Origin of the sequence: Pseudooceanicola atlanticus (assembly GCF_000768315.1) — a bacterium.
Classification (GTDB): Bacteria; Pseudomonadota; Alphaproteobacteria; order Rhodobacterales; family Rhodobacteraceae; genus Pseudooceanicola; species Pseudooceanicola atlanticus.
The window spans coordinates 39,332-48,112 of record NZ_AQQX01000019.1; the positions used below are offsets into that span (position 1 = coordinate 39,332).

General features: G+C 55.9%; 4 protein-coding genes and 1 pseudogene. 4 read left to right on the plus strand and 1 reads right to left on the minus strand.

Annotated features, from left to right (window positions below):
* Positions 1–7: 7 nt before the first annotated feature.
* The 4 genes from ATO9_RS21305 (at position 8) to ATO9_RS23695 (ending at position 8,404) form a co-directional block, all read left to right on the plus strand.
* On the plus strand, positions 8–1,336 hold the full coding sequence (locus tag ATO9_RS21305) for an amidase family protein (RefSeq protein ID WP_052418513.1): 1,329 nt from the start codon (positions 8–10) through the stop codon (positions 1,334–1,336).
* Positions 1,333–2,112: an MOSC domain-containing protein gene (locus ATO9_RS21310; RefSeq protein WP_043754273.1), complete on the plus strand. Its 780-nt coding sequence runs from the start codon at positions 1,333–1,335 to the stop codon at positions 2,110–2,112. The genes ATO9_RS21305 and ATO9_RS21310 overlap by 4 nt, the downstream gene beginning before the upstream one ends.
* Before the next feature lie 169 nt (positions 2,113–2,281).
* A complete protein-coding gene (locus ATO9_RS21315) occupies positions 2,282–3,553 on the plus strand; it encodes an MFS transporter (protein ID WP_043754277.1) in 1,272 nt (423 codons plus the stop codon).
* 279 nt (positions 3,554–3,832) lie between these two features.
* Positions 3,833–8,404 carry an Ig-like domain-containing protein gene (locus ATO9_RS23695; protein ID WP_052418514.1) on the plus strand — a complete coding sequence of 1,524 codons (4,572 nt, stop codon included), beginning with the start codon at positions 3,833–3,835 and terminating at the stop codon, positions 8,402–8,404.
* Positions 8,405–8,571: 167 nt separating this feature from the next.
* Here the strand turns inward: ATO9_RS23695 and ATO9_RS24035 are convergent.
* A pseudogene (locus ATO9_RS24035) lies at positions 8,572–8,718 on the minus strand (integrase core domain-containing protein); the annotation flags it as partial.
* Positions 8,719–8,781: the final 63 nt, after the last annotated feature.

Below are 8,781 nucleotides of genomic sequence, written 5' to 3' on the forward strand. Positions count from 1 at the left end.
CAGGGACATGACACACAACGTGACAGAACGGATCCAACACGCGCTTGATCAGCTGGAACAGGTCAGTGGTCTGAATGCGCTGACCCATCCGATGAAGGGCGAAGCCTTGGGCCGGGCGGAAATGCTGGATGAGACGGGCCCTCAAGATGGGCAGGCCCTTTTTGGCGTACCGGTCGTGATCAAGGGCAATATCGCCGCCGAGGGTCAGCCGTTCGACGGAGGATCCCCCGCCCTAGAGGGGTGTATCGCCTCCGAAGACGCCTCTGCCGTGGCCCGCCTGCGGCAGGCCGGGGCTGTCGTGGTGGGGATCACCAATCTGCATGAACTGGCCTTCGGCATAACAAGCGCCAATGCGCATTTCGGTCCAGTCGCCAGCCCCGCCGATCCAACGCGCATGGCCGGCGGGTCCAGTGGCGGCACGGCTGCGGCCGTGGCGGCGGGCTGTGTTCCCGCGGGGCTGGGCACGGATACCGGGGGGTCGGGTCGGCTTCCTGCCGCGATGTGCGGCTGTGTCGGGTTGCGCCCGAGCACGGGGCGCTACCCCGGCGATGGCGTGCTGACCCTGTCCGACACCGTCGACACGATCGCGCCGTTCGGGGCTGACGTGGAACAGGTTGCCCTGCTGGACGCGGTCATTTCCGGGGAAACAGACGGACAGTTTCCTGACGATCCGTCGCAGCTGCGCCTCGGCGTGGTTGGCGATCCGTATTGGACAGGTCTTTCGCAACAGATGGAAGCGACGGGGCGCGACGTTCTGCGCCAACTGGAAGCGTCAGGGATTATCCTGGTCCCGCTCGAGGCCCCCGAGATCGGAGAGATGACGGCGCAGTCGGGCTTTCCGGTCGTGTTGCACGAAACCCGCGCCAACTGGATCGCCTTCGCCCAAAACATGATGGGCCAGTCGCTGGCCGAGTTTGCCGGCAACATCGCGAGCCCAGATGTACGCGGCCTGTTCGAGGCCTTGTCGAGAGGAGAGCTGCCTGGGCCCGAGGTCTACGTGGCCGCGACGACGGCGGTCCTGCCCGCTCTGCGCGACAGAATGAAGTCGTTGTTCGAGGGAAACAGGCTCGACGCACTGATTTCTCCGACCCTCGTCGCAACCGCGCCAAAGCTGGGCGATACCGAGGAAATCACGATCGACGGCGAGACCAAGCCGCTGTTCGATGCGATGACCGCGCGATCCCTGATTGCCAGCATGGCAGGGCTGCCTGCGGTTTCGATGCCCTTTGGCCCGGGGCCGGATGGCATGCCGTTTTCCGTTGAACTTGTCGGTGCCGCAGGCGCTGACCGCCACCTTCTGGCCGTGGCTCGTATTCTCGAAGGATTGACAAGATGAGTGATGATGCAACCATTCGGGCGCTCTACTGCTACCCGATCAAGGGCCTGTCGGCGCAGCCATTGGAGGGGGTCGACCTGATCCCGGGACAAGGGTTTCCCAACGACCGCATGTTCGGCTTTGCCCGTGCCGATAGCGGCTTCGATCCCGAAGCCCCGAAACCGCTGCCCAAGCACAAGTTCCTGGTGCTGGCGCAGGAAGCCGCGTTGGCCCGGCTGAACACCACCTTCGACCCTGACACCCGGCAGATGTCGGTCACATATGACGGGGTCGCGCACAGCTTTGATCTGACCGATGCCGATGGTCGGGCGGGCGCGGTCGCCTACATGGCGCGCCACCTGGACCTCGCGGAGGACAAGACACCTGAATTCGTCCATGCCGCGCCGCACAGGTTCACCGATGTCTCGGTCGTGTCCGACAAGATGATGAACGCGATTTCGATCCTGAACCTGGACAGCCTGCGCGACCTGGAGCGCAAGGCCGGGGTGCAGCTGGACCCGGCCAGGTTTCGCGCGAACCTTGTCCTCGACGGCTGGCCCGGATTTTCCGAACTGGACATGATGGACCGCGAAATCCGCATTGGCGACACACGCCTGAGAGTGATCTTCGAGACCCGACGCTGCGCCGCGACCGAGGTAAACCCCGAAACGGCAGAGCGCGACCTGAAGGTCCCGCAACTGCTGCACAACAATTTCGGTCACATGAACATGGGGGTCTACGCCGAGGTCCTGGACCCGGGTCATATCGCTCCGGGCGACAGGGTGACGCTGATCTGACGGGGCGCGGTTAGAACTGCCTTCTGGCTGAACGTCGGCCGGTACGATCATTGGATTTGTAAGCGACATTCGGGGGCAAGCTCCAAGCCGTTATTGACAGGGCCGACTGCCGCATGCGCTTCTGAGATCGTTCGCTTGGTGGTCGTGATCCCATGGGAAGGAGCGCATCTTGATCAAGGTATTGTCAGGGGTCTGGGCACTTCTGCTCGGTATCGTACTGATCATGCTGGGCAACGGTATGCATTTCACTCTGATCGGCCTGCGCGGCGGAATCGAAGGGTTTTCGGCGAGCGAGTTGGCGATCGTCACTTCAGGGTATTTCGCGGGCTTCCTAGCTGGCGCGCGCGTTAGTCCCATCATGATCCGGCGGGTGGGGCATGTGCGGGTCTTTGCCGCGCTTGGCAGCTTCATGTCGGCAGGACTTATCGCCTTTCCGCTGCTGACGGATCCGTGGTCTTGGACGATCCTGCGGCTTCTGATTGGGTTTTGCATGTCAGGCATCTATGTTACCGCGGAAAGCTGGCTTAACGATGCTTCGACGAATGAAAACCGGGGCAAGGTCCTGGCTGCCTATATGATCGCACAGACGCTCGGCATAATCGGTGCGCAGGCACTGCTGAACCTTGGTGATGCCGCATCCTCAGCGCTATTCATCGGCGCTTCGATCTGCGTATCTATCTCTTTCGCACCGATCCTGCTGGCCGTTTCACCTGTGCCCGCGGCAGAAGTCGCGCGGCCAATGGCCCTACGAGAACTGTTTGACGCGTCTCCTCTCGGCACGATCGGGATCTTCTTCCTTGGCGGGGTTTATGCCACACAGTCGGGCATGGCCGCGGTCTTTGGATCGCTCATTGGGATGAGTGCAGCGCAAATTTCTTTATTTGTTGCGATGCTTTTTGCCGGTGCGCTGGTCCTGCAATACCCGATCGGCTGGTTGTCGGACCGGATGGACCGGAGGTTGCTGATATTCGGCTCTGCGGCATTGGGGCTGCTGTGCTGCGGCCTAGCATGGGCAGCCGGAGATCTGTTGTGGGCGCTGATGGCCGCGGCCTTTTTTGCAGGCGGGGTGACTACGCCGCTTTATGCGCTTTTCCTTGCCTACACGAACGACTCCCTGTCCAGCGATACGATGCCGGCGGCCTCCGGCGGGCTGGTGTTGACCTTCGGGATCGGGGCCATCCTGGGGCCACTCGTTACTGGTTCGGCCATGCAGTGGTTCGGGCCCTACGCTTTCTGGCTGGCTCTGGGTGGAACATTTGCCATCATCGCCCTCTACGCACTGTATCGCATGACGCAGCGCGCGGCCGCACCCGTTGAGGAAACAGATAGCTACCTCGGCATCGTGCCGACTGCCTCGCCTGTCGCCGTGGAAGCGGCAGGCGCCTGGGCAGCAGAACAGGCCGAGGCCGAACGGACTGCGGATAACGGTTCCGATCAGTAGTTTGCAAAACGACGCAATCGAACCAAGTAGTGGGATCGCGTGCAGCCAATCCGCACGTCGTGTCCGTATTTCTGCGGTCGGCAAGGTGGAAGATGATAATCTGTAGGCAGAACTGGATAGGCTAAGGCACTTCCAAGAGAGCGACTGCACATCAAGTCCAGCTCACGCAACCTGTGGGCGGCCCGAAAGGAATGGCGGGCGACAATTCGTATTTGGAAGACCTGGATCAGGTGCTATGCTTCGAGCAATTTTCTCAGTTTTTCATCTCAGGCATTTGTCATGTCCCTCACCCACTACCTGCTTATCGACGGCTATCCTGCGTCCGAACTTACGTCTGGACTTTCTGACGGGGAGCACGAGCTTCTCGATTATTTTTTCCTGATTTCAAAGAATGATCCGCTTCGACCAGCAGAGGCTTCAGAGGTTGTTGTCAGTCTTGAGACCAACATTGCCGCACCGCTATTCCTTCAGGATATGTTGCAGAACCGCCGGATAGAGTCGGTTCAGGTCGTTTCGATACAGCCAAGCGCAGGTGCTTTGGAGATCGTCCGCGAGGTCAGCTTCGGTGAAGTCCAAATTACCGGCTATACTCAGGACAGTGGCTCGCCAGATACATTGAAGTTCGTTTTCCAAACGCTGTCCAGTTCCTACTCGCCTGACGCTTTCAGAACGGAAGTGACCGAATGGGACTTTATTCAGGACGCACCTGGAGCCAACATTTCTGAGCCGAATGTAGACGCCACGGCGGAAATGACGCCTGAGCAAGAACTATATTTTCTTGCGATCGAAGGCGTCGCTGGGACCTCCACCTTCCAAGGTTACGAAGGAATGTTTGAAGTCGCCGGACATCAACTGAGCGTGTTGTCGAACCTTGTCTCGGGCCAACTAGCCCGCGAGGACGCGATAGAATGGACTCCGCTTACTTTCCAAATAGAGGGGCATCCCTTTCTTCCGGCGATTTTGGAGGAATTTTACACAATGCCGGCGGGAAAGGCCGTAAACCTGTACAAACTCGCTTCGGAAGATAGCGGGGCTATGCAACTTGTCCAAACTATTAGGCTGGGCGAGGCAGTGTTGGCAGGAATTACGTTCACGGAAAATCTGACATCGGTTGCATTCGACTTCGCTCAGATCGAACTCTTGTCAGCAGCCGGCGTCGGTACCGGCCAGGACGAAACTTCATTTGCGTATGATAGGGCTGGAGGCTCACCAACAAGTGTTCCCGAGGCGACGGCTGGTTCAAACGAATCGAGGGTGCAGCCGGACGCCTACTACGTGATATTCGATGAATTCGAGGGGCCGGTGGAGACTCTGGAGTTCTCAGGCGCTTTCGAACTGTCATCATTCAAGATTGATATCGATAGTGTGAATGATTCCGACCGGAGAGGGGGGTTCGTTTTCAAGGACATAGAACTTTTTCTGGACCTCGACGCGATTAGCCCTTTCCTCATTGAAGATTTTCAAACCCGCGCAATTCATGAGGGTTTCCGAATTGTAGGCTACAAGTTTGGTGACAACCAGATTGTGACGGAAGCTCGCTTCGGGCAGACGATGGTTACGGGTTTCGAACTACAAGAAGCGGAACCCGACAAAATCACATTCAATTACCGGCAAATGGATATCCGCACGCCTCTGGTGGAGCTTGGCGGCTTGACGGCTGGAGAGAACACTTTTCAGTATGATGTTCCTTCAGCGGGGGCAGGCTCCTCTGTTACGGCTTTCGACTCTAGCACTGCGCTAGATGCCACGGGCGAATCCCACATTCTTTTTGCCATAGAGGGCATTTCCGGTCCGTCCCAAGTTTTTTCGCACGAAGGTTCCTTCGAGATTCAGGACTTCCAAATCAATGCAGCGACAGAAACAAGTGTTGGGACGGCTAGGGTGCCCACGCCGACTTACGAGAGTGTCGAGGTCACGCTTGGTGCCTTCAACCTTGGAAATCTCGAACTGCTATCCCACCTGCTAGTTGGCCAGGTTTTGCCCTTGGCCAGTCTGATCGAAGTCTTCGATGAAGGTCTCGCGACTTGGGATAGGCAGACTATTTCTTTTGATACTCTCAAGCTGTCAAATTGGAAAATGAACGCCAGAGAAGGCGTAATTTTAACTTTTGATTTTGATGCAATCGAGATTTCGTCTCAACGACGGAACGAGTTGGGGCAATTGCTTGGTGAGGCCAGCGGATCGGTTGATACGTCGACTTCATCCATTGGAGTGGGTGTGCCGAAGGCAATCCCTGCAGGGCAAGTCGACTACAGGGGCTTCAATAACTACCTGCTGGTGATTGAGGGCCTGAGCGGATCATTCCAGCCTAACCAGTTTCGTGGGGACCTGAGTGGCTTTGCTCTGGAAGGATTCGATTTTGAAATTGGCCAAAGCGGCACGATTCCGGAAATGAATCTATTTTTTGAAGCGGATAGGATTCTGCCAATACTGACGGAGCACCTCCTTAATTCGGATGTTTTGCCTGCTGCACGTTTGGTGGGGCATGATGACTCAGGCAATATTGGCATGGAGATGCGTCTGGGAGATGCTGTGTTATCTGAAATGCGTTTGCATGCGGGGGGAGCTGATAAAATTAAATTACAGATAGGTTCAATTGAGGTTGAGCACTTTATTGAAGGGCCGCGTGCTGGAGAGACCATCGGCAGCGATGTCCTTCAATGGAACTTCAGTTCGAATCAAGCAGGCGTCGGTATTGGGCAGGCTACCGCAGATTTCAGAGAGGATCATACTGAAGATCCGATATTTCTGATGCAGCTTGAAGATTATGAGGGGGACGTAACGCGCAGTGGCTTCGAAGGGGCCTTCGAACTCGAAGGTTTCAGCTTGCGCACTAGCGCAGGCCAGGACGCCGGGACAAGAGATGGGCGACCATCTTTCGAACCGATCGTTCTAAAGCTGCATGAACAGGACTTTGCAAACCCAATTTTTCAGGACCTGTTGCTCCGGGGCACGATCCTGCCCAACGTTCGCCTTCTTCAGGTTGGGCAATACAACGTAGATGGCATTTTAGTAGCAGATACAATTGTAGACCTAACTAACGCATTCTTCGTAAAGGTCGCCGACAGAATTTCCGGGCATTCAGAGTACCACCTTTCTTTTGAAGCAATAGAAATCACCTCATTCATCCTGGATGGTACTGGGAGCGTCGCCGAAGAATCCTCTTACTTCTGGAATGTGTCACAAGGACAGGGTGAGCCGGTAGTTCCTATCGCAGGTGCCGTTGATGATACCTATGAAGTAGAAGCCTTTGGCACCGTTGCGGGAATAGTCACTACGAACGACGAGTACGAATCCGAAGCGCCCTTCGCTTTGTCGGTGGTTTCGGGGCCAAGCGGTGGTAATCTGACCATCACTTCTGACGGCAGCTTTGTGTATCGCAACCTCTCAGGTGTTATTGGTCACGACAGCTTCGTCTACATGGTCGATGATGGCTCACAAACTTTTACTGCGACGGCGACTATTAAAATCGACTCAGCCGCGACGGCTGTCCGAGGAACAAAGGTTGCCGATCTTCTGAATGGTACATCTTTGACGGAAGAAATATTTGGCGGCGCAGGAAATGATACTGTTAGGCCGAATGGAGGGAATGATACCCTTCATGGAGGAACGGGGCGTGACAGGATCGATCTGTCCGAGAGTTCGGACTACGCCGGTCGTGAAGTGAAGACAGCGCTATACGATGTGGTTGTTCCTCAAAATTATGTGCGTCGTAGTGACGGTATGGAGTGGATCACACTCGATTCGATTGAAGAGGTTGTGGGTTCTCGGTTTTTCGATCGGATGCAGGGCGGTGCTTCGGATGACACCTTCTGGGGACTGGATGGAGACGACTTAATTCTGGCCAACGCTGGCGCAGACGTACTCTATGGCGGCCGCGGCGAGGATGATATTTCTGGTGGCTCCGGAGACGATGAGTTGATTGGTGGCGATGATGACGATGTTCTGAATGGATTCTTCGGGGATGATAATATTAATGGTGGAACAGGCGCTGACTTGATGATCGGAGGCCCCGGGTCCGACAATTTCTATGTCGACAACAAGGGTGATCGGATTTCGGAAAGTCGGAAATGGGCTGGGCTCGACACTGTTTATTCCAATGTTGACTTCCGGATGGGTAATCGTCACATCGAAGACTTGCACCTTGAAGGAAAAGCGCAGGTTGGAGCAGGAAACGGCCTCATGAACCGCATTTGGGGGAATGAAGTCGATAATATCCTTGACGGTGGGAAGAACAACGACACTATGTTTGGTGGGCTGGGGAACGATACCTATCTTATACGTGCTCCGGGTGATACGGTAATTGAGCATTCGGGGCAAGGCATCGACGTAGTTCGCGCTTTCCGCTCCTACGCTTTAGAAGCAAATGTGGAGCAGCTCCACATGCAAAATCTATTCACCAAGTCCGGATTGCCTGCAAACCTGAACGGTATTGGTAATGCACTTGATAATACGATCATCGGAACGCCATACGCGAATACTATCATCGGGCGAGAAGGTCGCGATACGCTAAAGGGGCAGTTGGGGGCAGATACATTTGTCTTCGATCGCGCTCTTGGTCCCGACAATGTTGATCGGATCATTGACTTCAATACGAACACAAAGCTAGAGGGCGATATCCTGCAAATCAAAGTTTCGATCCTGGGCGTGAAGATCTTGGCCGGTACACTGGACCCGAAGCACTTTGTTTCTGGAACAAATGCTTTGGATGCAGACGATTACTTCGTCTTCGACCATCTTGGCGGGACGTTGTATTTTGATGCCGATGGTAGCGGAAAAGCAGCGCAACAGGCATTGGCGACATTCGAGCAGGGTGCCGTCGTGACAGCGGCTGACATACTTGTTTTCTGATCCCAACCTCACGGCCTTTGTGATGGCCGGGTCTTTCGTATTGTGTAATCGTTCGGGTCCAATGTAATCGGCGCTCGGAATCGCATGCTCGCCTTGTGGCACGCTGCGCCCCAACCGTGGACCGCCGGAAGCCGGATTTTTCTGACTTTCTCATGATTGCGGGCTGCCTACGACATCGAGACGATGTATCCGGTCGAGCTACGGGGGCGGTCTTCGTTGTAGTGTCTACGCCACTCTTCCAACTTTTCTCGGGCATCAGCAGGTCTCATGAACCAGTGGGCGTTCAGGCATTCGGACCGAAGCTTGCTGTTGAATGTGAGGAGGGATTGACCTGCCCCCTGTTGGTCCCTCGTTCATAATGAGAGTCTGCAGGTTGG

Bases quoted from the DNA above. Each gene is read 5' to 3' on its own strand.
- ATO9_RS23695 (WP_052418514.1), top strand. From the start codon at position 3,833: ATGTCCCTCACCCACTACCTGCTTATCGACGGCTATCCTGCGTCCGAA.
- ATO9_RS21310 (WP_043754273.1), top strand. From the start codon at position 1,333: ATGAGTGATGATGCAACCATTCGGGCGCTCTACTGCTACCCGATCAAG.
- ATO9_RS21305 (WP_052418513.1), top strand. From the start codon at position 8: ATGACACACAACGTGACAGAACGGATCCAACACGCGCTTGATCAGCTG.